24 protein-coding genes and 2 tRNA genes are annotated in these 22,444 nt (G+C 55.7%); 19 read left to right on the plus strand and 7 right to left on the minus strand.

Features of this window, described 5'->3' with window-relative positions:
* Positions 1–12: 12 nt before the first annotated feature.
* The 4 genes from ACXYMP_RS05545 to ACXYMP_RS05560 form a co-directional block, all read right to left on the minus strand.
* On the minus strand, positions 13–597 hold the full coding sequence (locus ACXYMP_RS05545) for an outer membrane protein (RefSeq protein WP_298567687.1): 585 nt from the start codon (positions 595–597) through the stop codon (positions 13–15).
* 273 nt (positions 598–870) lie between these two features.
* Complete coding sequence (locus ACXYMP_RS05550; protein ID WP_298567684.1) at positions 871–1,458, minus strand: acyl-homoserine-lactone synthase; 588 nt, start codon at positions 1,456–1,458, stop codon at positions 871–873.
* Positions 1,459–1,513: 55 nt separating this feature from the next.
* Complete coding sequence (locus ACXYMP_RS05555) at positions 1,514–2,125, minus strand: autoinducer binding domain-containing protein (RefSeq protein ID WP_298567681.1); 612 nt, start codon at positions 2,123–2,125, stop codon at positions 1,514–1,516.
* Positions 2,126–2,361: 236 nt separating this feature from the next.
* Positions 2,362–2,436, minus strand: a tRNA-Thr gene (locus ACXYMP_RS05560).
* A gap of 260 nt (positions 2,437–2,696) precedes the next feature.
* Between ACXYMP_RS05560 and murA the strand changes: the two genes are divergently transcribed.
* The 11 genes from murA to ACXYMP_RS05615 all read left to right on the plus strand — a co-directional run bounded on the left by murA (position 2,697) and on the right by ACXYMP_RS05615 (position 10,771).
* A complete protein-coding gene (murA, locus tag ACXYMP_RS05565) occupies positions 2,697–3,962 on the plus strand; it encodes a UDP-N-acetylglucosamine 1-carboxyvinyltransferase (protein WP_298567678.1) in 1,266 nt (421 codons plus the stop codon).
* The gene (locus tag ACXYMP_RS05570; RefSeq protein ID WP_458904833.1) at positions 3,959–4,447 is read left to right on the plus strand and encodes a DUF2948 family protein; all 489 of its coding nucleotides are present in this window, start codon (positions 3,959–3,961) and stop codon (positions 4,445–4,447) included. The genes murA and ACXYMP_RS05570 overlap by 4 nt, the downstream gene beginning before the upstream one ends.
* A gap of 3 nt (positions 4,448–4,450) precedes the next feature.
* The gene (gene hisD / locus ACXYMP_RS05575; protein ID WP_458904835.1) at positions 4,451–5,752 is read left to right on the plus strand and encodes a histidinol dehydrogenase; all 1,302 of its coding nucleotides are present in this window, start codon (positions 4,451–4,453) and stop codon (positions 5,750–5,752) included.
* A 16-nt stretch (positions 5,753–5,768) separates the two neighbouring features.
* A complete protein-coding gene (locus ACXYMP_RS05580; protein ID WP_458904837.1) occupies positions 5,769–6,251 on the plus strand; it encodes a UPF0262 family protein in 483 nt (160 codons plus the stop codon).
* A 1-nt stretch (position 6,252) separates the two neighbouring features.
* A complete protein-coding gene (locus ACXYMP_RS05585; protein ID WP_298567669.1) occupies positions 6,253–6,729 on the plus strand; it encodes an arsenate-mycothiol transferase ArsC in 477 nt (158 codons plus the stop codon).
* Between the two features lie 93 nt (positions 6,730–6,822).
* A complete protein-coding gene (gene infA / locus ACXYMP_RS05590; RefSeq protein ID WP_008186030.1) occupies positions 6,823–7,041 on the plus strand; it encodes a translation initiation factor IF-1 in 219 nt (72 codons plus the stop codon).
* A 12-nt stretch (positions 7,042–7,053) separates the two neighbouring features.
* Positions 7,054–7,641 carry a Maf family protein gene (locus ACXYMP_RS05595; protein WP_458904841.1) on the plus strand — a complete coding sequence of 196 codons (588 nt, stop codon included), beginning with the start codon at positions 7,054–7,056 and terminating at the stop codon, positions 7,639–7,641.
* Entirely contained in the window at positions 7,638–8,681 is a 1,044-nt protein-coding gene (locus ACXYMP_RS05600; protein WP_458904843.1) for a ribonuclease E/G, read from the plus strand. The genes ACXYMP_RS05595 and ACXYMP_RS05600 overlap by 4 nt, the downstream gene beginning before the upstream one ends.
* The gene (locus ACXYMP_RS05605) at positions 8,678–8,872 is read left to right on the plus strand and encodes a DNA gyrase inhibitor YacG (protein WP_298567660.1); all 195 of its coding nucleotides are present in this window, start codon (positions 8,678–8,680) and stop codon (positions 8,870–8,872) included. The genes ACXYMP_RS05600 and ACXYMP_RS05605 overlap by 4 nt, the downstream gene beginning before the upstream one ends.
* 80 nt (positions 8,873–8,952) lie before the next feature.
* Positions 8,953–9,027: transfer RNA gene (locus ACXYMP_RS05610), tRNA-Phe, on the plus strand.
* 244 nt (positions 9,028–9,271) lie between these two features.
* Positions 9,272–10,771: a hypothetical protein gene (locus ACXYMP_RS05615; RefSeq protein ID WP_458904846.1), complete on the plus strand. Its 1,500-nt coding sequence runs from the start codon at positions 9,272–9,274 to the stop codon at positions 10,769–10,771.
* Between the two features lie 11 nt (positions 10,772–10,782).
* Here the strand turns inward: ACXYMP_RS05615 and ACXYMP_RS05620 are convergent, their stop codons facing one another.
* The 3 genes from ACXYMP_RS05620 to ACXYMP_RS05630 form a co-directional block, all read right to left on the minus strand.
* Positions 10,783–11,859 (minus strand): tyrosine-type recombinase/integrase, encoded by a 1,077-nt coding sequence (locus ACXYMP_RS05620; protein WP_458904848.1) that lies wholly within the window; start codon positions 11,857–11,859, stop codon positions 10,783–10,785.
* Between the two features lie 2 nt (positions 11,860–11,861).
* Positions 11,862–12,104, minus strand: coding sequence for a helix-turn-helix transcriptional regulator (locus tag ACXYMP_RS05625; RefSeq protein WP_458904850.1), 243 nt, complete (start codon positions 12,102–12,104; stop codon positions 11,862–11,864).
* 111 nt (positions 12,105–12,215) lie between these two features.
* Complete coding sequence (locus ACXYMP_RS05630) at positions 12,216–12,407, minus strand: hypothetical protein (protein WP_458904852.1); 192 nt, start codon at positions 12,405–12,407, stop codon at positions 12,216–12,218.
* Between the two features lie 338 nt (positions 12,408–12,745).
* Between ACXYMP_RS05630 and ACXYMP_RS05635 the strand changes: the two genes are divergently transcribed.
* From ACXYMP_RS05635 to ACXYMP_RS05670, 8 genes are all read left to right on the plus strand, one after another.
* A complete protein-coding gene (locus ACXYMP_RS05635) occupies positions 12,746–13,024 on the plus strand; it encodes a hypothetical protein (RefSeq protein ID WP_458904854.1) in 279 nt (92 codons plus the stop codon).
* Between the two features lie 48 nt (positions 13,025–13,072).
* Positions 13,073–13,306 (plus strand): hypothetical protein, encoded by a 234-nt coding sequence (locus ACXYMP_RS05640; protein ID WP_458904856.1) that lies wholly within the window; start codon positions 13,073–13,075, stop codon positions 13,304–13,306.
* Between the two features lie 60 nt (positions 13,307–13,366).
* Positions 13,367–14,578 (plus strand): tyrosine-type recombinase/integrase, encoded by a 1,212-nt coding sequence (locus tag ACXYMP_RS05645; protein WP_458904858.1) that lies wholly within the window; start codon positions 13,367–13,369, stop codon positions 14,576–14,578.
* A 305-nt stretch (positions 14,579–14,883) separates the two neighbouring features.
* Positions 14,884–15,078 (plus strand): hypothetical protein, encoded by a 195-nt coding sequence (locus ACXYMP_RS05650; RefSeq protein WP_458904860.1) that lies wholly within the window; start codon positions 14,884–14,886, stop codon positions 15,076–15,078.
* Positions 15,075–17,840: a class I SAM-dependent DNA methyltransferase gene (locus ACXYMP_RS05655; RefSeq protein ID WP_458904862.1), complete on the plus strand. Its 2,766-nt coding sequence runs from the start codon at positions 15,075–15,077 to the stop codon at positions 17,838–17,840. The genes ACXYMP_RS05650 and ACXYMP_RS05655 overlap by 4 nt, the downstream gene beginning before the upstream one ends.
* Before the next feature lie 4 nt (positions 17,841–17,844).
* Positions 17,845–19,914, plus strand: coding sequence for a DEAD/DEAH box helicase (locus ACXYMP_RS05660; RefSeq protein ID WP_458904864.1), 2,070 nt, complete (start codon positions 17,845–17,847; stop codon positions 19,912–19,914).
* Entirely contained in the window at positions 19,907–21,106 is a 1,200-nt protein-coding gene (locus tag ACXYMP_RS05665) for a GIY-YIG nuclease family protein (protein WP_458904866.1), read from the plus strand. Before ACXYMP_RS05660 ends, ACXYMP_RS05665 begins: the two co-directional genes overlap by 8 nt.
* Positions 21,103–22,341, plus strand: a complete 1,239-nt coding sequence (locus ACXYMP_RS05670; RefSeq protein WP_458904868.1) for a hypothetical protein — start codon at positions 21,103–21,105, stop codon at positions 22,339–22,341. The genes ACXYMP_RS05665 and ACXYMP_RS05670 overlap by 4 nt, the downstream gene beginning before the upstream one ends.
* Positions 22,342–22,444: the final 103 nt, after the last annotated feature.

Raw genomic sequence — 22,444 nt, forward strand, 5'->3', positions numbered from 1 at the left:
CGCTTGGCCGGTTTAGAACCGGTAGGTTGCGCGCAGCTGAATGGTGGTAGCGTCCACATCAATGCCGCTTCCGTTGAAGTCGCTGAAGTCGTGATACAAGACTTCTGCGCCAATATTGAAGGCGCTCGTCAGGCGATGTTCGTAGCCAGCGCCGATGAAATAGCCATCGCTATCGCCCAAAGTATCGGTCGAGGCATTGGCATAGCCGCCGGTTGCATAAAGCAGCCCGTTACCCATTTTGTAACCGCCCCGTGCTTTCACACGCAGGACGTTTTCCAATTGGGCAGCCCCGGCGATATCAACGTCAGCCCAGTCATAGTCGATCCCAACGCCGACAACCCAGTTGCCCATGTCAAAATCGTAACCCGCGACGATACCGCCAATGACGCCGTCGCCTTCAAGCCCGGCCACGGACGTGCCTACATCAGCATAGCCGATCTGTGCACCGAAATAGCCGCCGGTCCAATCAGGGGTGGCGGCTGGCGCCGCCGCATAGGCCACGGTCGGTTCTTCAGCGGGGAGCTGCATGCTGCCCGCGAAGGCGGCTGTCCCTGCCAGCAAGCTGGCGACTGTGGTGATAGAGAGTTTTTTTAACATAGGTCCGATCCTTTCTCTTTGAGATGAGCCGAATACGAGACATGTCAGCCTCTGGTTCACCATATAGGGACGACGCCCCTGTTTTTTAAGGTCGTGCGCGGATGTGCGCCTAGTGCGAAATTGATACCTCACCACCAGCGTATCAGTTCATCAAACAGGGCAACCAATCACGACACTGCGAGCCGCGCTGACAAGCAAAAGAGCGCCGATTGACGCTCTTTCACCTTGGTGTTTTGGCCTAATGCAGCGCGCATTCGCACGCTGGTCGAGCGGCTAGTGAAGCTTGCCGCTCAGGTCGATGGACACGACCTGATTGTCGATCCCGTCGATTTCCATCACGCGACCGGCAGCAGCCGCGTCCAGCCCGCAGCGTTTTGCCCAACGCGGCCAGCTGGCCGGGATCAGACCCAACACGCGTGTCGCGCCAAGATCACGGGCGGATTTGGTCATCTCGGCGATCAGATAGCCATGCACCAGCCGGCGCACCCGCTGGGGTGTGTCATGGGCGACAAACACACGGCTGCTTTCCCAGATGTTTTCGGCCACCGGCGCCTCTTCATACAGAAGGTCGGATGGGATCGAGTCCAAAAGCCCCAACTGCGCGTCGCGGATCATGTAGGTGTAGATCCCACAGCGCGCTGTCGTTGGTGTCAGCCGGATACCGGCCAATATGTGACCGAATTCGTGCACCGCGACCCAGCGGCTGGCGGGCGTGTCGTATTGGTCGAACTCCATGCCCAGCGCTTCGGGCAAATCCCAGCGGTTCTGAACTATGAAACTTTGCCGTCTAGCGCGAAGTAGATTAGCAAATAACTCGCCATGGTTGTGTAGATTGGCGAAAGAAAGTGTGGTCGTCTGCATGACATCCTCCAGTTTGGTTGAAAAAAAGGGATGTTCGCTCAGGCGACAGCCGGTGCTATATCAGGCGATAGTCTTTGGCGCGTTGAATGGCCTCGGCCGAGGTGCGGGCGAACAACTTCTTTCGGGCCGAAGACAGCCGCGCCTTCAACGCGCTTTCCGAAATCCCGAGCACAGCCGCCCCGTTCGCGTAGCGTTCGCCCGAAGCCAGCACTTGCAGCGCTTCGATCTCGGCGTTCGTCAACGTATCGGGTGGCTGAGAGACATGATGCAGGCGAAGCACGATGCCGCTGATTGCGGCGATCTCTTCGTCCGTAAATTCGCGGTCCGACCGGGCGATCCCGGCCACGGTGCGCGACGAGATTTCACCACACGAGATACAGACCCCGAAGTTCAATCCGTGTCGGCCGGCCTCTGCCATAATGTGGAAGGGGTCAGGTAGGTCGATGGCGCTCCAGCGTGTGGCGCCGGTGCGTGAAATTCCCCAGGCGATCATTGGGTCACGCAGCGCATAGGCGTTGCGCGTATAATAGTCGGTCCAGCTTGCAGGATAGGTCTGGAAGGTCAGAAGCGGCGCGGCAAAACGGATGTGCAGCCCGACGAAGTATCCCGCCGGGGCCAACGTGTCCAAGTCTTCAAGCAGCGCGTCGATCGCGTGATTCCGGCTCATGGCTGAATTTTGATGACCCTAATGGTAAACTCAACCCTAAATTGCGCGAAAAAGGTTTGGGTGCAACCTTATGTCGCTTAACCTTGGGGAAATTTCCGCGCGAAAAGTCGCGATGCGACGAAAATCAGCGTTCCTGACGTCCACATGACGGATAACCCGTGGTGCCGGAAAGTCAAAACCGGAACTGGCGTCGATCCAGAAGATTGGGCGAAAAACGTGCGGGGAAACTGAAATACTGGTGCTGCTGGGGAGGATTGAACTCCCGACCTCACCCTTACCAAGGGTGCGCTCTACCACTGAGCTACAGCAGCGACCTGTTGTGGGCGGCTGAGTAGCCCTAATCCGCTTTGGACGCAAGCGCATTCTGGACCCTTTTTTTAACCTGCGTTACAGAGGGTGTCATGGAGCGTAAAAAGTCACCCCAGAAACCCTCGAATAAAGGGACCGGTCGAGATGAGCGGTTGAAGGCGGCGCTGAAGGCCAATATGGCCAGACGTAAGTCTCAGGCGCGCGCACGCGCTAATGGTGGGGCGCCTCGGGCGCGCGATAGTCAGGAAGAATAGGTGAGCAGATGGATTCGATAGTTGTGACCGGCGGTGGTGAGCTGCATGGGGAAATACCGATCGCCGGGGCGAAGAACGCGTGTCTGACGCTGATGCCCGCGACGATCTTGTCCGAAGAGCCGCTGACGCTGACCAATGCGCCGCGCCTGTCGGATATCAAGACGATGACAGAGCTGCTAAGCTCGTTGGGCGCGGAAGCGACATCAATGCAGGACGGTCAGGTCTTGGCGATGTCTTCGCACGACATCAACAACCACGTCGCGGATTACGAGATCGTGCGCAAGATGCGCGCGTCGAACTTGGTGCTTGGCCCGATGTTGGCGCGCCTTGGGCACGCGGTCGTGTCGTTGCCCGGTGGCTGTGCCATCGGCGCCCGCCCGATGGATTTGCACATCCACGGGCTGGAAAAGCTGGGCGCCCAGATCGAGCTGAAAGACGGCTACCTGCACGCCAAGGCCCCGCGTGGGCTGAAAGGGGCCGAGATTGAGCTGGCCTTTGCCTCCGTTGGCGCGACCGAAAACATCCTCATGGCGTCGACCCTCGCGAAGGGAACAACCGTCATCCGCAACGCCGCGCGCGAACCCGAGATCGTCGATCTGGCCGATTGTCTGCGCAAGATGGGGGCCCAGATCGAAGGCGATGGCACCTCTGAGATCGTCATTCAGGGTGTCGATCGTTTGCATGGGGCGACCCACCCGGTGGTCACCGACCGGATCGAACTTGGCACCTATATGCTGGCCCCGGCAATTGCAGGCGGCGAGGTGGAATGCCTTGGCGGCCGGCTTGAACTGGTCCAAGCCTTTGCCGAAAAGCTGGATGCTTGTGGCATTCAGGTGGAAGAAACCGATCGTGGCCTGAAAGTGTCGCGCAAGAACGGTCGCGTGCGCGCCGTTGATGTGACGACGGAACCGTTTCCCGGCTTCCCGACCGACTTGCAGGCCCAGATGATGGCGATGCTCTGCACGGCAGACGGCACCAGCGTGCTGGAAGAGAAGATTTTTGAAAACCGCTATATGCACGCGCCGGAACTGATCCGGATGGGCGCAGATATCGAGGTTCACGGTGGCACGGCCACAGTGCATGGCGTGAATCGGCTGAAAGGGGCGCCAGTGATGGCCACCGATCTGCGCGCGTCGGTCTCGTTGATCCTTGCGGGCATGGCTGCCGAAGGTGAAACCGTGGTCAGCCGCGTCTATCACCTTGATCGTGGCTACGAAAAAGTTGTGCGCAAGCTGTCCTCGATCGGCGCCAAGATCGAACGGATCAAGGCATGAACACCTCTTCGGACGATGCCAAGTTTGAAGATGCAGGCGAAGCCGCCCTTCGGCTAAAGGCGCTGGACGTGGACGATCTGACAGTGATGAGCGCCTTGGTGCAGGATGCGGTGTTTCCAGCGTCCGAAATCACTTGGGATGCTTCGCGCCGGCGTTTTGCGGCTTTGCTGAATCGGTTCCGATGGGAAGACAAGGACAACGCGATATTGCGTGGTCGGCCCGTCGAACGCGTGCAATCGGTGCTGTCCGTCTCGGATGTTCTAAAAGTGCAAAGCCAAGGTGTCCCGAAGGGGGACAGCGATACGATATTGTCGCTTTTGTCCTTGTCCTTCATCCCCGGAGAAGACGGCATGGGGCGCCTTGAGCTTGTATTGGCCGGTGATGGCGCGATCGCGCTTGAGGTCGAGACGCTCGATGTCACGCTTCAGGATGTGACCCGCCCCTATATCGCCCCATCACATAAATCACCCTCGCATCCGGAATAGCTCATGCCTCAGTTTCTGAACTCGTCTGATGCCGATTTCGAGGCGCGCTTCACCGCGCTTCTGTCCATGAAACGTGAAGACAGCCCCGAGGTGGATGACATCGTTGCCGGCATCATCGCAGACGTGCGCGCACGTGGTGATGCGGCGGTGATCGAGCTGACGTCGAAATTCGATCGGCTGGAGCTGACGCCTGAAACTTTGCGGTATTCACCCGAAGAAATCGAAGCCGAATGCGCCAAAGTGTCGGACGCCGACCGTGCGGCGCTGGAGCTGGCCGCAGATCGCATCCGCGCCTACCACGCCCGCCAAATGCCGCAAGATCAACGCTGGACGGATGATGCGGGGGCCGAGCTTGGCTGGCGCTGGTCGCCAGTGTCAGCGGCAGGGCTATATGTGCCCGGTGGGCTGGCCAGCTATCCCTCCTCGGTCCTGATGAACGCCATCCCGGCCAAGGTGGCGGGAGTCGAACGCCTTGCGATCACTGTGCCGACGCCTGATGGGGTTGCCAACCCACTGGTGCTTCTGGCCGCGCGGATTGCTGGTGTGGATGAGGTTTATCGCATTGGTGGCGCGCAGGCTATCGCCGCGCTGGCTTATGGCACCGACACCATCGCGCCGGTCGACAAGATCACCGGGCCGGGCAACGCCTTTGTCGCTGCCGCCAAGCGCCGGGTGTTCGGTAAAGTGGGCATCGACATGATCGCGGGCCCGTCGGAAATTCTGGTGATTGCCGACAGTGACAACGACCCCGATTGGCTGGCGCTGGACCTGATGAGCCAGGCCGAACATGACGAAAGCGCGCAGTCTTTGCTGATCACCACAGACGAAGCCTTCGGGCGCAGGGTGGCCGCCGCAGTGGACGCACGGCTTGAAACGCTGGAACGGCGCGAGATCGCGGGTGCTAGTTGGCGCGATTTTGGGGCCGTGATCACGGTTGCCGATCTGGACGAGGCCGCCGCCCTGTCCAACCGCATTGCGCCGGAGCATCTTGAGCTTTGTGTGGCCGACGCTGATGCGCTGTCTGACAAATGTGTCCATGCAGGCGCAATTTTTCTTGGCCAATGGACACCCGAAGCCATTGGCGATTATGTCGGCGGCCCCAACCACGTCTTACCCACCGCACGGTCTGCGCGATTCAGCTCTGGCCTGTCGGTGATGGATTTCCTGAAACGCACCACGCTGTCCCGGATGACCCCTGCCGCCCTGTCCACCATCGGCGCCGCTGCCGAAACGCTTGCTATTTCCGAAAGTCTTGAAGCCCACGGCCTGTCCGTTCGTGTGCGGCTTGACGCCTTGAACGATTGACCCGCAGAGTGCCCCAATGACCACAAACCGCATTACCGACATCCAGATCGACGACACCGGTCTTGCCGCGCCGACCCCCGCGATCGAGCAAGAGCGCAAGGTTGCCATTTTCGACCTGCTGGAAGACAACAGCTTTCAACTGGCGCCCCGCGATGGTCTGACCCCGCCCGATGGGCCGTATCATCTGGCGCTTGCGATCCGCGAAAAGCGGCTTGTCGTGGATGCCAAGACGGAAACGGGCGACCCAGCGGCGGAATTCCACCTGTCGCTTGGACCCTTCCGTCAGGTCGTGAAGGACTATTTTGCGATCTGCGAAAGCTATTTCGAAGCGGTCAAAAAACTGCCGCCCAGCCAGATCGAAGCCATCGATATGGGGCGGCGCGGTATCCACAATGAAGGCGCGCGAATATTGCAGGAACGGCTTGAGGGCAAAGCCAATATCGACATCGACACGGCGCGTCGCCTGTTCACCCTGATCTGTGTCCTTCACTGGGGGTAAGATGGGTTCGGATCTTCCCCAATCTGTGCTGTTTTGCTGCGACCACAACGCCGTGCGTTCGCCAATGGCCGAGGGGATGATGAAAGCCTTTTACGGGCACGAGATCTATGTCCAGTCCGCTGGCGTCCACAGCGAGCTTGAGATCGACGGTTTTTCCATCACGGTCTGCGCCGAAATGGGTGTGCAATTGTCCGCCCACAGGGTGCGAAGCTTCGACCAGATGGAACAATGGGGCGATGATCTGTCCAGTTTCGATCTTGTGATCGCCCTGTCTCCGGCCAGTCAACGCCGCGCCTTGGAGTTGACGCGGGTCTTCCATCTGGAGGTCGAATACTGGCCGATCCTCGACCCCACGGGCCTTGGCACTCGCCGCGAAGAAAAGCTTGCCGCTTATCGTCAGACGCGCGACCAGATCCGCGACCAGATCCTTGCCCGTTTTGGCCCACCGCGCATTGAACGCGGTGAAACCGACAGCTAATGCAGACCCGGGCCGGATTTCCCTTGAAAAACTGAAAGTTTGGCCCCATTTAGGGGGCGCTCACGGTTGGTGAGTGAAAACACAGGAGTGAACATGGCCAAGGAAGAACTGCTCGAATTCCCCGGTGTCGTGAAGGAACTCCTGCCGAATGCGACATTCCTGGTCGAGCTGGAAAACGGCCATACGATCATCGCGCATACGGCAGGCAAGATGCGAAAGAACCGCATCCGTGTTCTGGCTGGCGACAAGGTTCAGGTCGAAATGACCCCCTATGATCTGACCAAGGGTCGGATCAACTACCGCTTCAAATAAGCGGGCACGCGCATGACGCGCCCCAAGCTGATTCTGGGTTCAGGCAGCCCAAGACGGGCCGAGTTGCTGGCGCAGCTCGGCCTTGTTGCAGACGGCGTGCGGCTACCGGATGTGGACGAAACACCGCTGAAGGGTGAGTTGCCGTTGGCCTACTGCCGCCGGATCGCCGCTGCGAAGGCGGCCGCTATGGATGTGGCGGCGGACGAGGTTGTGTTGTGCGCCGACACAACGGTCGCGCTGGGCCGTCGGATCATGGGCAAGCCCGAAGACGCAGGGCAGGCGGCAGAGTTTCTGCTGGCGCTGTCAGGTCGTCGCCATCGCGTGATCACCTCGGTCGTGGTGCGCACTGCGCAACAGACATGGGCGCGCGATGTTGTGACCACCGTCAAATTCAAGCGCCTGTCTGATACAGAACTGAACGCCTATCTCGCCTCGAACGACTGGCGCGGCAAGGCTGGTGGCTATGCCATACAGGGACCAGCCGGTGCGTTCGTCACCTGGCTGCAGGGCAGCTATACGGCCGTTGTCGGGCTGCCAGTTGCCGAAACAGCCTCACTTTTGATGGCCGCCGGATACCCGCTATATGGAGACAGATCATGAAGGGCAGCGTGATTGCGCTTGACCATTACAAGGGGCGCATGGCGGCCGCGCTTGTCGTCGATGGCCAACTGGAGGATCTTCTGATCGAACCGCCTGCAGGGTTGGTGCTTCCGGGGGCCACCTATCGCGCCATCTGCGATCGCCCGCTGAAAGGGCAGGGCGGCATGATGTTGCGCTTGCCAGACGGCGAAACAGGGTTTTTGCGGCAAGGCAAGGGGCTGAAGCCGGGTCAACCTATTCTGGTGCAGGTGACGGGGTTTGCCGAAGACGGGAAAGCCGTTCCTGTGACCCAGAAACTGTTGTTCAAAAGCCGGTTTGCAATTGTGACGCCTGACGCGCCCGGCCTCAATGTCAGCCGCTCAATCCGGGATGATGACGAACGCGTGCGCCTGCTGGAAATCGCACATGAGGTGATGGAGGGCGCGGATGAAGGCTTGATCTTGCGGTCCGTCGCGACGACCGGCACAGACGACGAGATTGCAGATGACATCGCGCAGATGCTCGACTTGGCGCGTGTCGTGCGTGGCGATGGCGACGGTCAGAACCCGGAACTATTGCTCGACGGTGCGGATGCACATCTTCACGCCTGGCGGGAATGGCCGAAACCAGACCAGTTGGACAGTGCTGAGGGCTCGTTTGACCGCCACGGCATCGTCGACATGATCCAAGAGGCCCGTCGCGCGCGTGTCGCGCTGTCTGGTGGCGCCAGTGCCTTTGTCGAGCCGACCCGCGCTTTGGTTGCCGTCGATGTGAACACCGGCGGCGATACAAGCCCGGCCGCAGGGCTCAAGGCCAACATCGCCGCGGCCCGCGCGCTGCCGCGTGCCCTCAGGTGCCGCGGGTTGGGTGGCCAGATTGTCGTTGATTTTGCCCCAAGCCCGAAAAAGGATCGCCGCCAAATCGAGCAGGTTCTGCGCACCGCGTTCCGGGCCGATGGGATCGAAACGTCACTTGTCGGGTGGACGACGCTTGGGCATTTCGAGTTGCAGCGCAAACGCGAACGTATGAGCCTGCGCGCCTGTCTGGAGGGTCTTGAATGAGCTGCCCGATTTGTAAGAAACCGACCGTCGCAACCTACCGACCCTTCTGTTCCCGGCGCTGTGCGGATGTGGATCTTGGGCGTTGGTTCAATGGCTCTTATGCAGTTCCGTCCGAAGCACCCGAGGACCTCGAGGACGCTGCAGACGCGCTTGCCAAAGAGCCGCGCGAAGAAACTGATCGCTCGCACTGAGAAACCTGCATTTTACCTCTGGACACCATCTACCCCCCCGTCTACAAACCCGCCACCCGAACGAAGAAACGTTCACCCGTGCCCGGGTAGCTCAGGGGTAGAGCAGTGGATTGAAAATCCTCGTGTCGGTGGTTCGATTCCGCCCCCGGGCACCACTACGTCTTCCAGGTTGAATGATATCAACGGCTTAGATTGGATTTTTGTCCCACCGCCATGTGCGGGTGGAAAAAGTGGGACAATTTTGTTCCTGCTTCGATCCAAATTGCGTCCTTGGCGTTCCCTGGACGAGCCGGGAAGATAACCGCCGATCTGCGGCTTGCAGGTAAAGATTGGCGAATGAAGACAAATCATCTATCTCTGAAGATCGTTTAGAAACAAGGCGGTTTGGGCACAGTGGGTATGGAAATGGAGACAAAAAAGTCACGAGTTTTCGTCTTTGGTGGCGTGCGAGGAATCGGCAATTGGTTCGCAAGAAAGGTCCTTTCGAAGCACTTAGATCGATACGAAGTTCATATCTGTGACGTTGCTCCGCCGAAGACAATGGAACCGAGGAGCGACTTTTATTGGCGGACGATAGAATACAAGGATGGTTTCATTGACGATTTCCCAGAGGACATCTCTGATGACGACGTCGTTATCCTCTCCGTGCCGGTGTCTAAACTCGATGGATTGTTGAGTTGCCTGCGTCGGCACATCCGAGGGCGAGCGCAGATCGTAAACTTTTGTTCCGTTCAAAACGAAACAAATAGCCTAATAAAACGGGAACTGCCTGAGGATTGCGTGATCTATGGATTGCATCTGCTTTTTGGGCCAGGTGTATCTCACCCAGCAGGAAACAACGCGGTGGTCACGGACCTCCCGTCACACCTACGAAACGAGCATGTCTCTGAGTTCCTGGAGTATGCATCTTCCAGCGGTTTGAACCTCGAATACTCATCTTCGGAAAAGCATGACGAGATGATGCAGGTTCTTCAGGTAGGAGTGCATTTTACGTTTTTTGGGTTCGCGAAGTACCTCGCGGATCAAGAAATCGATTTTTCAGACCTACTTAAGTATCGAACGCTCCCTGCTGGCTTCTTCTTATCCTTCATGGCACGTGCCTTGTCTCAACCGAAACTGACCTATGCGAATATTCAACTCCAAGAGGGTGCCGAAGAATCCCGAAATCAAATTGTAGCCGGGTTAACTTCGCTCAACGCGGATATAAAATCCGAGGCGACGCCTGCTAGCTTAGAGAGTGCATTGCGTAGTATTTCAGAGGTCTTTAAGCAAGAGGACCTACAGGAGGGGGTTGCGGCGACACACGCCGCTGTTCAAGCTTACGAATGGGCATCCCGCCAAATCCATGATGCCGTTGACAAAAGTCGTTTGATTGGGATTACCCTACCAGTCAAGGACAGAGATGAGGTCGAAGTCCGCATTGGTTTTATTCAGTCAGAAGAGCGTGGAACTATAGTTTTCGACGACAGGCTTCGTCGTGTCGATGATTCAGTTGAGGGCTATAGCTATGCTTTGCTTCGCAACGATGCGAGCATAGCCTTCTTCAAAAAGCATCACGGCCTCGCGTTTTCCAAAAAAACCTACCCACTATCAAAGAAGCGTTTTCGCTTCCTTGCAGAAAATTACCTAACCCAGTGGATTCACGACAATGTAGTACGCGCGAGGATGTCGTTTCCGGTGCAGTTTGTTAGATTTGACGCAGAACTTGTGGAGCGGGTTGAGCAACTCATTCCGCTCTCGGTACCCTACGTTGAGTCGTTAAAATTCGACAACCTTTTCATAAAGCCGAACCGTGAAGTCACCGCCGTATGTTTCGTCACTTTCGAAGCCTCAGTTTCCACAGAACAGGCCAAGGAAGACATAATGAAGCGCATCGATGGGCTGGTGAGGATAACATAGGCCCTTCATCTTTATTCGCTCCGGGACAGATGTTTCATTCCCGATCCGGCCAACACTTTCTGGCGCGCTGCCTTCGTGTAGCGTGAAGCCTCTTTCATCGTGGACCAGCCGAAAATCGCCATGAGCTGGCGTTCGGTGGCGCCGTTCTCAGCAGCAAGCGCTGCACCGGCCTTGCGAAGGCCATGGGCCGAGCAGTTCGGCAGGCCTGCCTCATCGCAGCGCTTTCGGAACCAGTTGCCGAAGCCGTTTGACGTAAATGGCTTGCCAAAAGCGGTCGTCAGGAAAGCAAGATTCCCGGTCGAAGTCTGATCAATGATAGATTGCAGCTCGGGCAGAACAGGGATCGAAAGCGTAACAGGCTTGCGCGCACGGTTCTTGGCTTGCGTGAAACTCAGCCAGCCATCTTTAACATGCTGCGGGCCAAGCCGAACGATGTCCGAACGGCGCTGCCCTGTATAAAGAAGCAGCGCAAGCGCTAGCCGCGCCTTGCTACCGACAGGATGCTGGTCTTCGAATTTGGTAAGCTCATCCATGCTCCAGCTGTGAAAGCCTTCTGAGTGAGATTTCAGATACGGCACATCCTTGGCTGGATTGCGTGTGACGAGATCATACTCGATGGCGAAGTTGAAGAGTTGCCGCAGCGCCTTCACCATCGCATTCGCCGCTTCAGGACGATCCGCATTCTGATCCCGGCGCGCCCGTACATGGCGCGGCTCCATCATCGCATAGGGCTTTTCTCCATCCTTTTCGCAAATGCGATCCAGCAGGCTCTTTCGCACATAGCGCGTGCGCTCACCGAGCTCTCGATAAGGCGCGGAGCCGAAATATTGCACGCAGAGCCAGCGCAGCGATCCGTTCTCCATCGCATCTCGACCCGCCGCCTTGGGAGGCGTAGTGCTCTGCTTGTTGTTGATGGCGGCATAATACTCATCAAGAAAGGCCGGAGTACCGGGTGTTTCTTTGAGCCGGATTTTTTTGTGACCGAGCCTGCGCACATAAATGCGGACATTGCCGTGCCTGTCCGTATCCTCGCTCAAGTACTTGAGCCGTACTTCGCCGAGTCCGTCACGCAACCTGATTTTGGCCATAACTATTCCCCTTCATCCCAGGGGTTCGCAGTTTGGGATTCCATATCAGGCAACGCATCGAAGGCTTCGTCAAGAGTCATGCGGTCCCAGAGCACGCGGCTATTAATGCGTTTGGGCGCGGGCATGCGCCCATCTTTGACCAAAATATCAAAGAAAGACGGAGACACGCCGACATAGTACGCCGCCTCGCGGCGGCTTAAGCCGCGCGGCATGAAAGGGAGCGTATGATGCTTTGCAGGCTGCATGACGAAGAAATGTTATGAGACCCACCTTCATTGAAGCTCACGAGCTGGTCACGGACAGAAAATGGCAGGCAGAAAAAACCCCATGACCAATTGATGATCATGGGGCAGCGGTTAGAGGCGCGGACCCGCGCTCATTTTGCGCGCAATCTCGCGGCTGATCGTATCAAGGCTGGTAAGAGCCTGTCTCCGTTCAACGGAACCGGCATCGGTGCGCACGAGATCGTGCTGGACGCTCGCAAACAGTGCGCGAAGTTCGCTGATGCTGCGACGCTGCAAGGCGGCCTGTGTGAAGACATGTTTCATGATCCTCTCCTTTGTTCTGGAGGCCGTGCCCATCACGGCCTTTCTTGCCCGCCCCACACATCATCAGCAGGGAAAGGACCGCTGATGGGCGGCAGACCGAACAGGACAAAAAGGGGAGAAGACAGGAACAAAAAGAACGCAGGCCATATGTATGCGGTGCAGTTGAGAATAAGGGCTGATTTGCTTGCGGTTTAGTACACCTAAATCGCCGAAAACCCGCTTCCAGTAACGGATGTAGAGAATTGCAGAATTTGACGAGCGCAACCGAGAATTGATAAAATGAAATTATAGGGTGCTGTTATGTACAGCACATTTGTTAACCAAATTGAAAGACCGCTATGGGTACCCGCAACGGCTCATTCGAGCCGACAGGGCTGACTGTGACCTACAACAAACTCGGTAGCATTACCGTTGACGAGTTAAAGCACGCACTCATCGAAGACCTCAATATCCTCAAAGACCTCTACAATATTCAGTATGTCAGACCGGCACGGTTAAAAATCTATCCGGTGGATGAATATGGCCGCGAAGTGAAGCTGCGAAGGCCGGGCGGAGGGCGCATTCATCTTATGGATACGTATCATCTGCGCCCGATCTGCAAGGACTACGATCTGTAGAGCCAGAGCAAAGCGGATCATAGCGGACCGGAAAGGAGTGACCCGGTCATGACCATACCAACTTACATTGGGCTCAATCAGGCGCGCCAAGTGCTCGCTGAGATGGGTGTTGACTTAAATGATCGCCAGATCAAACGCGCTGCCGAGAAGGATGCAAGCGGAAAGCGCAAGCTGCCGTTCTTCATCGATCCCATCGAGGGCAAGCTGAAGATCGAAAAGGGCTCTCTTGTGCGTATCTACCGCCAAGCGCAGATAGATGCTGAAAACAGCTGCAAGTTCTGATAGCTTGTCAGATCGCATTGAAATTGATGGAGAAACTATATTTTAGAGAGTGATTGAGCAGTGTCAGATATAAGAAAAAGAATAGGTGCAAAAGGCATCACATACCAGGTCCGTTACCCGAGCAGCGCGACCAAAGCAGGCTATGCCTACAAGACCTTCAGCAGCTTGAAAGAAGCGCGCGCGTTTCTTGAAAGCGGGCGAACGAGTGAGCCCAATGCCCTGTCTCGGCATAGCGAAGTCCGAACCGTGCCCCAGGCAATCGAAATGTGGCTTGATATATGCGAGAAGGAGGGGCGCGACGAACGAGACCCCGTCTCACCTTCGACGCTGGAGAACTATCGGTGGCGCGCGCGAACCATGAAATCCTTTGGGTGGGGCTGTGCTCTGCATGAGCTCAAGGAGCCTGACATCATCGCCTTTCGGTCATGGCTCAAGCGCACTTGCAGCACGGATCAGGGCCAGAAAGTTCTTTCATCGTTTCACTCTGTGCTGATCGAGATGCGCAGGCGGGGCATAATACATGATGACCCTGGCCAGCATGTGACTATCCGAAAAAACTCCCGGCACAAGGAACCAGTAAGAATTCCTTCAATCAACGAGATGCAGGAAATCCTGCGAGCGGCTGACCGGTTGGCTAACTCAAAAAACAACGAAGTTGCCGCCGCTTGGGAACGATACCGGCCAATGATCTATCTTGCCGCCGATAGCGGAATGCGGCCCCAAGAGTATCTTGTGCTGCCAGTCTCTGCGATAGATGAGCGTGGGGTTCACATTGTTCAGGCGCTAGACCGCAGCAATTGTATTGGTCCGCCGAAAACAAGAGCAGGACGGCGCTATATACCGGTCAGCGACACGTCACTCGATATGGTCCGTCATCATATCTCAAGGCATGGAAATGACTCGGAATTTGTGTTCCCAACGCGCCGCGATTGCGGTTTTCAACGCTACAATGTGTATGTACGGCGCGGATTCCATAGGTTGATGGATGAGGCTGGCATGGCGCTGGAAGAGAAAACGGGGAATTCGACGAAGATTGCTCGTCGTTATACGCCTTATTCATTGCGGCACTTTTTTGCGTCCATGCTCATCGAACAAAATAAGAGCTTGAAATACATTCAAACTGTAATGGGGCATGAAACCATTAAAATGACATTTGATGTGTACGGACACATCATCAGACGAAAAGAAACTGATGAGTTAGAAGGGGATGGTGGTATACTCGGTTACTTGGATGATGGGCGTTGTGACAAGTCTGTGGCAAAAGAACTCTAAGACCCTCAGAAATCTGCGACTTTTATTGCTTTGGGAGCAGAGGGCCGGGGGTTCGAATCCCTCCACTCCGACCACTTTATTTTCAATGGCTTAGGCGATAGTTACGACAAGAAACGGCCCTTCGGGGTCGTTATTGCCACAAATACCCAGCCCGCTGTAATCCGCAGAAATCCGCCATTCTCTGAATCGCTCTGAATTTCCTTGTGGCGAGTTTGTGGCAAATCCACTTCCGCAGCCACAATCCATTGTGTGCCAATCGACTAAACCCACTACACAAGCGTGTATCCATTGGCTACACTTTGCGCATGAAGGACGCAGGTCTGCGCATAAGAATCGACCGGGAGCTACGCGAGCAGTTTCTCAACGCCTGCCGGGAGGATGACAAGCCCGCAGCGCAGGTTCTCCGCGAGTTCATGCGAAGCTATGTGGCGGCACGGGCGGAGACCAGCTCTGATCAGAATGCGCCCGCAGCCAAACAACAAGAGGCAGGCCCCAAGTGAACGCTGTTGAGATTGAAGAAGCCATTTCCGCGCTTGCTGAGCAGCCGTTCGACATGGATGAGTTTCCGTATGCTTTCTTAGAGGCTTTTGGCCGCAAAGCCACCGAGATCAAGCGCTTGCGCAGTGGCCAAACGAACAAGTCTGATGTTGGAGGCCTGCTTCAGCGCAACCACCTGCACATCAAGGTCTGTCCCGAGGGCGAGGTCAAAGCCACACTTGATGCTTTGCGTGAGAGCCCCGCAACGACCAAGTTCAAAGCAAAGTTCATTCTGGCAACCGATGGTCAGATGCTGGAAGCGGAAGATCTGTCTACCGACGTGCCCCCAATCGCCTGTGAGTATGGCGAATTTCCCGATCATTTCGGCTTCTTTTTGCCGCTCGCGGGTATCAGCACCGTCAAGCAAATCCGTGAGAGCTCATTCGACATCAAGGCGACAGGTCGCCTGAATCGCCTCTACGTCGAGCTTCTGAAGGACAACCCCGAATGGGGCACGGCCGAACGCCGCCACGACATGAACCACTTCATGGCGCGCCTGATCTTCTGCTTCTTCGCCGAAGACACCGACATATTCGCGAGCGGAGATCAGTTCACCAATACAATCGATCAGATGAGCGAGCGGGACTCATCGAACTCCCACGAGGTAATTAGCGAACTGTTCCGCGCCATGAACACCAAGACAGAGGATCGCGCTAGTGCTGGAATTGCCCGTTGGGCGAACATCTTTCCCTATGTGAACGGCGGGCTCTTCTCGGGTACTACAGACGTGCCTCGCTTCAGCAAGATCGCACGGTCTTACCTGATCCACATCGGCAGCCTCGACTGGACGAAGATCAACCCTGACATCTTTGGCTCGATGATCCAGGCCGTGGCGGATGATGAGGAACGCGGCGCGCTTGGCATGCATTACACATCCGTGCCGAACATCCTGAAGGTGCTCAATCCGCTTTTTCTCGATGATCTGCATGAAAAACTGGACGAAGCTGGCGAAAATCACCGCAAACTTCTGAACCTGCGCAACCGCATCGCCAAGATCAGGGTCTTCGATCCAGCCTGTGGATCGGGCAATTTCCTTGTTATCGCTTACAAGGAATTGCGGGCAATTGAGGCTGAGATCAACGAAAGGCGAGATGAGGCTGACCGGCGAACGGAAATCCCGATTACCAACTTCCGAGGGATCGAGTTGCGGGACTTCCCTGCGGAGATCGCACGACTGGCGCTGATCATTGCCGAATACCAGTGCGATGTGACCTATCGTGGGCAGAAGGAAGCGCTTGCTGAGTTTCTGCCGCTTGATGCCCAGAACTGGATTACCTGCGGCAACGCCCTGCGGCTCGATTGGCTAAGCATCTGTCCCCCCACGGGCACGGGTGTGAAGCACCATGCCGACGACCTTTTCCACTCGCCGCTCGACCAAGCACAGATCGACTTCGAGAATGAAGGTGGTGAGACTTATATTTGCGGGAACCCGCCTTACAAAGGTGGAACGGAGCAAGACAAGCCCCAGAAATCCGACATGGAAGCCATTTTTGGCGAAGGGTTTCCAACTTGGAAATCGTTTGATTACATTCTGGGATTCTTCCAGAAGGCACGGGTTTTTCTGGATAGTTGTGATGCATCGGCGGCGTTTGTTACAACAAACTCGATATGCCAAGGGGAGCAGGTTTTCCGATTTTGGCCGCAGTGCATATCTGATGGAGTGAAGATATTCTTCGCAGTTACGTCGTTCAGGTGGGCCAACTTAGCCAGCAAAAACGCCGGTGTTTCCGTTTGTATCGTGGGAATAGCACGTAACCCGTCCTCTGCGCGTCTGTTTGATGGCGAAGATGGAATTGTCCGCGAAGTTGATAATATCAACGCCTACTTGGTCCCCTATAAAGATGTTTACGTGAAGAACGAGATGAAACCTCAAAATGGTATGGCTCCCGTTGTGAACGGTAGCAAACCAGTTGATGGCGGAGGTCTGGTATTTGACGTTGACGTCGCGACTGAAATGAAGAGAGCCGCCCCAGAGCATTCTGGCTTCATTCGGCACTATTTTGGCGCGCATGATGCAACGCACGGGCTTGGCCGTTACTGTATTTGGGCTACTGCGCGAGACTATGAGACTCTGAAACTAATTCCAGAGTATGCGAGACAGTTTAAGATTGTATCCGAAATGAGGGGCAAGAGCACGAAAGCCCTAACAAAGAAGGGCCAAGCCACTCCATACGAATTTCAACAGGTACGCCAAACTGGCTTAGAGCAAGTCTTTCAGGTTCCGATGCACTCTTCGGCTACGAGAGAGTTCTACCCGGTGGCTGTATTGCCCGTGGGAGCGATTGTAAGCAACGGGGCTTTTTCCTTCTACGATCCTCCCCTTTGGAATATTTCAGTTTTCATCTCTCGACTTTCAGTGATCTGGATCGGCACCATTTGCGGGAAGATCAAGACGGATTTCCGTTTTTCAAATACCCTCGGTTGGAACACGTTCCCCGTCCCCAAGCTGACCGAGAAGAACAAGGCCGACCTGACCCGCTGCGCCGAAGACATCCTTCTGGCACGCGAGGCGCATTTTCCTGCGACCATCGCCGATCTGTACGATCCCGAAAAGATGCCTGCCGATCTGCGTGCTGCGCACGCCCGCAACGACGAAGTTCTGGAGCGCATATATATCGGTCGCCGTTTCCGCAATGACACCGAACGGCTGGAGAAGCTGTTCGAGATGTATGTCAAGATGACCACCAAGGATTTGAAGAAGACCAATTCGAGAATGAAAGCATAGCCCGATGACCCGTATTAAAACCGTTCCCTCCGTCTCCGTGACCTACGCTCAGAATGGCGGCTCGACGAAATCCAACGAGCTCGGCATGCGAGCGATGCAGGAGCGCGCCTATGAGAAACGGGGCGAGCAGTACCTTCTGATCAAGTCGCCGCCCGCCTCGGGTAAAAGCCGCGCGCTGATGTTCATCGCTCTCGACAAACTGGCCAATCAGGGACTCAAGCAGGCGATTGTGGTTGTGCCGGAAAAGTCGATTGGTTCGAGTTTCGCTGATGAGCCGCTGAGCAAGTTCGGTTTCTGGGCGGATTGGACGGTTCAACCAAAATGGAACCTATGTAACTCACCGGGCACGGACGGCGGCAAGGTGAAGTCGGTCGGGGCGTTTCTTGAAAGCGATGATCAAATTCTTGTTTGTACCCATGCCACTTTCCGCTTTGCCGTCGAGAAACTCGGTGTTGACGCATTCGATGATCGGCTGATTGCGGTGGACGAATTCCACCACGTTTCTGCAAGCGAGGACAGCATCCTCGGAACGCAGCTCAATGAATTCATCGCCCGCGACCGCGTTCATGTCGTCGCCATGACCGGAAGCTATTTTCGCGGTGATGCGGTGCCGATCTTGTTGCCCGAGAACGAAGCCAAGTTTGATACGATCACCTACACCTACTATGAGCAGCTCAATGGCTACAAATATCTGAAATCACTGGATATCGGATATTTCTTCTACTCCGGCTCCTATGCCGATGACATCCTGGAAGTGCTTGATCCGACAGAGAAGACAATCGTGCACATCCCGAACGTCAACTCGCGCGAAAGCACGAAGGACAAGCACCGCGAAGTTGAGCACATCATTGATGCCCTGGGAGACTGGCAGGGCACCGATCCTAAAACCGGCTTTCAGCTAGTGATGACGCCAGAAGGACAGGTTTTGAAGATTGCCGATCTGGTCGATGATGAAGCAGCAAAACGTGACAAGGTCTCTGCGGCCCTGAAGGACCCGGCCCACAAGAACGACCGCGACCATGTGGACATCATCATTGCCCTAGGTATGGCCAAGGAAGGCTTTGACTGGATTTGGTGCGAGCATGCGCTCACAGTCGGCTACCGCGCCAGCCTGACCGAAATTGTGCAAATCATCGGGCGCGCCACTCGCGATGCCGAGGGTAAGAGCCGTGCGCGTTTCACTAACTTGATCGCCGAACCGGACGCATCCGAAGAAGCGGTCACTGAAGCCGTGAATGATACGCTCAAGGCCATCGCGGCCAGCCTTCTCATGGAGCAAGTTCTCGCACCCCGCTTTAACTTCACGCCAAAGACACAGCAAAGCGGCCCGGTTGAGGGCTTTGATTATGGTGAAGGCGGGTATGATCCCAATCAGTGCAATGTGGGGTTCAGCGAAGAAAGCGGCCAGTTCCAGATTGAGATCAAAGGCCTTGCCGAACCAAAGAGCAAGGAGGCTGAACGCATCTGTCAGGAAGACCTGAACGAGGTGATCACTGCCTTCGTCCAGGATAAGCAAACGCTCGAACGTGGTCTTTTTGATGGAGAACATGCGGGCGGCGAAACGCTTCCAGAAGAACTGACCCAAGTGCGCATGGGCAAGATCATTCAGGCCAAGTTCCCCGAACTCGATAATGAAGACCATGAGGCCGTGCGCCAACATGCCATCGCCGCATTGAACCTCACCCAGAAGGCAAAAGAAGTTGCCCTTGGCAATGACAGCGATGAGACCGTTTCGGGAAACACGGCCCTGATTGACGGGGTGCGCAAGTTCGCAATGGATGTGCGCGAACTCGATATCGACCTGATCGACCGGATCAATCCATTCAGTGAAGCCTATGCAATTCTCGCCAAGACGATGAGCGAAGAAAGCCTCAAACAAGTCGCCGCCGTCATCTCCGCCAAGAAGGTTCAGCTTTCACCGGAAGACGCCCGTGACCTTGCCAAGCGGGCGCTCAAGTTCAAGCAAGAGCGCGGGCGGCTGCCAGATATCACCTCGCCTGATGCCTGGGAAAAGCGCATGGCGGAAGGCGTAGCCTATCTTGCCCGCATGAAAGCCGAGGCTGCCAATGGCTAAGAAGTTCACAGAAGAAGATGACGAACTCCTTGCCGAGCTCGGTGTTGAAGTCGAAGCCAAGAAGGTTGCGGCACGCACGCCGCGCGAAGAGCGCATCATTGCCGGTTTTGAAGAAATCCAGCGCTTCGCAGAAGAGCATGGCCGTGCGCCGCAGCATGGTGAAGATCGCGATATCTTCGAGCGGCTCTATGCCGTTCGGCTGGACCGGATGGGTGAGCTGGCCGAATGCCGGTCGTTGGCGGAGCCACTTGATCATCAAGGATTGCTAGCAGGCGGCGGGGCTGAAAACGGCCCTGCTATCTCCGATGACATGGATGATGATGCACTTCTTGCTGAACTGGGCGTGGAAGCCGAAGCCCCGGATATCACCGAACTCCGGCACGTCCGTCCGAGTGCAGAAAAGCGCGCCGCCGAGGAAATCGCCAATCGCCAGCGCTGTGAAGATTTTGATCGCTTCAAGCCGCTCTTCGAAACTGTGCAGAATGAGATCGAGGCGGGCGAACGCGAAACCCGTACGTTCGAGCTCAAGGCAGAAATAAAACCCGGCGCATGGTTTATTGTCGGCGGGCAGAAGGCTTACGTCGCCGAAATGGACGAAATATTCACAAACGATCAGGGCCGCACCGATGCGCGTTTACGCGTGATCTTTGATAATGGCACTGAAAGCAACATGCTGATGCGTTCGCTGCAACGCTCCTTGAATAAGGATGATGCTGGCAGGCGGATCACTGATCCCGTTGCCGGGCCGTTGTTTTCAGGGGAGCGCGGCGAGGAAGACCAAGCCACCGGAACCATCTATGTCCTGCGCAGCAAGTCAGAGCTGCCGCTGGTTGCCGAAAACCGCAATCTTGTTCACAAGATTGGCGTCACAAATGCGAAGGTGGAGCAACGCATAGCTGGCGCACACCTTCAGCCAACTTTTTTAATGGCAAATGTCGAAGTCGTGGCAACCTACGAGCTTTTCAACATCAATCGTTCCAAACTGGAAAACCTTATCCACCGCATCTTTAATCCGGCGCGGCTCGATATCGAGATCAAAGATCGTTTCGGCAATCCCGTCGTGCCGCGCGAGTGGTTTCTTGTACCGCTATCCGCAATTAATGAAGCCGTCGAAAAAATTAAGGATGGTACGATCACTGAATACATCTATGACCCGCAACAGGCGCGTCTCAAGCTACGGAAATCGACATGAGTGACTATCCCATTGGTGATGCCTTGTTTAACGATGTGGACTGGCACAGTGTTCAGCAGAACCAAAAGGACCGTATGAACGGGGAAATTGCCGGAATGGACGGTAATCGCCTTTTGAATACTGCGGTCGGTGACTTGGCAGACTATTTTACCGAGAAGTATCGTGTTGATCCGCCCATCCTTGATGAAGAGGGGATTCACGTCGATCAACGCGAGGTGCAGATGGATGTAAGTAGGGATCAAAACAGATTCATTTCTGATCGCTCACGGCCTTTCACAGTTGCCGCCACGGCAGTTGATGTGACGATACCCTTCTCTGGTGATGCGGAATTGTTCAAGGTTCAGCCGACAACCTACACCTCAATGCCACCACGGGGTCGTGTGAACAGAGACCATCTTCTGATCAGCTTTCACGGAACTAACTTAGAACCAGAACGCTTGCGCCAATCAATCGACCGACAAATTCAATCGATCAGCTCTTATCTTGAAACACTTCGTGGCAATGCCGAGGGACTCAATAACGAATTGCCTCGTCTTGCTAACGAGCAGATCGAATATCGCCGCAAAAAGTTGTTAGGAGATCAGAGCTTAGTCGCCTCTCTTGGTTTCCCAATGAAGACGCGCGCGGACGCATCCAGAACCTATTCTGCACCTGAAGTCCGGCGAAGTATTCAGCCCAAGATGCCTGCTGCGAGTACAGTTCCCTATAAGCCCGAACCCGTCCTGACTGGTGAGGATTACGAGCACATACTCTCTGTCATAAACAACATGGTGCAGGTCATGGAACGGAGCCCATCGGCCTTCTTGTCCATAGACGAAGAAGCCCTTCGATCACATTTTCTCGTTCAATTGAACGGCCACTATGAGGGTCAGGCTACTGGCGAAACCTTCAACTATGAAGGCAAAACGGACATTTTAATCCGGGCAGATGGACGCAACATTTTTATCGCCGAATGCAAGTATTGGGGCGGTCCTAAAGTCTTGACTGAGACGATTGATCAGATTCTCGGGTATGCCACCTGGCGAGACACCAAACTTGCGATCATCATATTCAATCGCAACAAAAACCTCACTGGTGTCTTGGAGGCGATCCCCGAAACGGTCGCCGCACACGCATCTTTCAAACGCGATATGGGCCAAACTTCAGAAACCGCATTCCGCTATGTCATTGGCCATCGCGATGATCCTAATCGAGAGATGATCTTGTCTGTGCTGGTATTCGATGTGCCGACTTAGCTGTTCGGTCTGATTTGTGCTCCTTATCGCTTTCGTCCTTGAGGTTTGACGCTTTGTCTGGCCGGTTGCGCCGACCGGTCAACGGGCTGCCCGCTCCGTTCAT

This window comes from Aliiroseovarius sp. CAU 1755 (assembly GCF_054482655.1).